Annotated in this window: 1 protein-coding gene; it reads right to left on the reverse strand. The window is 65.9% G+C overall.

What is annotated here, in order from left to right:
• Positions 1–69: 69 nt before the first annotated feature.
• Complete coding sequence (locus GQY20_RS31880) at positions 70–1,269, reverse strand: IS256 family transposase (RefSeq protein ID WP_157221204.1); 1,200 nt, start codon at positions 1,267–1,269, stop codon at positions 70–72.
• Positions 1,270–1,424: the final 155 nt, after the last annotated feature.

A 1,424-nucleotide genomic window follows, 5' to 3' on the forward strand; every position in this document is an offset into this window, starting at 1 on the left:
GATCGTGTCCCATCGCATGGTGTAGCTTCGCCGACGTAGCGACGCCGATCTCCGGCAAGGCCGGATCGATCACGCGGCCATAGCCGGCAGCGTGACGAGAGGATCATCGCTCAACTGCGCGACGCTTTCCAGCGTCATGTAGCGCGACCGTTGGACTGCCCACTCATCGTTCTGCTCGAGTAGGATCGCGCCGACGAGGCGGGTAATGGCGTCCTCGTTGGGGAAGATGCCGACGACCTCGGTGCGCCGCTTGATCTCGCCGTTGAGGCGTTCGAGCGGATTCGTGCTGTGCAACTTCGTGCGATGCTGGGGCGCGAAGCTCATGTAAGCAAGCACGTCCGCCTCGGCGGTGTCCATGAGCGTGGCGAGCTTGGGCACGGTGGGCCTGAGTTGATCGGCGACCTTGCGCCACTGCGCCTTCGCGGCATCCGCGGTCTCCTGCGCGAAGGCGGTCGCGATGAAGGCCGAGACGACGCGACGCCCGCTCCTGCCAGCGTGAGCGAGGGCGTTGCGGGCAAAATGGACCCGACATCTTTGCCAGCTGGCGCTGAACACGCGCGACACCGACGCCTTGATACCTTCGTGGGCGTCGGAGACGACCAGCTTGACGCCGCGCAGGCCGCGCCGCGCGAGGCTGCGTAGGAAGTCGGTCCAGAAGGTCTCGGCCTCGGAGACGCCGATCGCCATGCCGAGCACCTCGCGCCGGCCGTCGCTGTTGACGCCGACGGCGATCGTAACGGCGACCGAGACGATCCGGCCGGCCTGGCGTACCTTGAGGTAGGTGGCATCGATCCAGAGGTAGGGCCAGTCGCCCTCGATCGGCCGATCGAGGAATGCCTTCACTCGGACGTCGATCTCTTCGCAGAGCCGGCTCACCTGGCTCTTCGAGATGCCCCTCATCCCCATCGCCTTGACCAGGTCGTCGACCGAGCGGGTCGATATGCCTTGGATGTAAGCCTCCTGGATGACAGCGGTGAGCGCCTTCTCGGCCAGCCGCCGCGGTTCGAGGAAGCCGGGGAAGTAGCTGCCCGTGCGCAGCTTGGGGATACGCAGCTCGACCGTGCCGGCGCGCGTCTCCCAATCGCGCTCGCGGTAGCCGTTACGCTGGGCGAGGCGCTCGGGGCTCTTCTCGCCATAGGCGGCGCCGGTGAGCCCGCCGACCTCCAACTCCATCAGCCGCTGGGCGGCAAAGCCGATCATCTCGCGCAGAAAATCGCTGTCCGCGCTCTTCCCCAGCAACGCCTGAAGGTTCATCGTATCGTCGGTCATCGGAATCTCCGTAGGTTCGAGTGTCGCAACCCAAACCTATCCGAAGATCACCGATGACCACCCGCGAAGCTGACCGGCCGCTACAGCGCCTGCGATGAGCGCGCGACCGGTTAGCTTCGCTACCGTCGAGCTACACCATCACCGGGGACACGACC

Source organism: Flavisphingomonas formosensis (genome assembly GCF_009755815.1).
GTDB lineage: Bacteria > Pseudomonadota > Alphaproteobacteria > Sphingomonadales > Sphingomonadaceae > Flavisphingomonas > Flavisphingomonas formosensis.

Excerpts from the sequence above, each read along its gene's own strand:
- GQY20_RS31880 (WP_157221204.1), bottom strand. The coding sequence starts at position 1,269 with ATGACCGACGATACGATGAACCTTCAGGCGTTGCTGGGGAAGAGCGCG.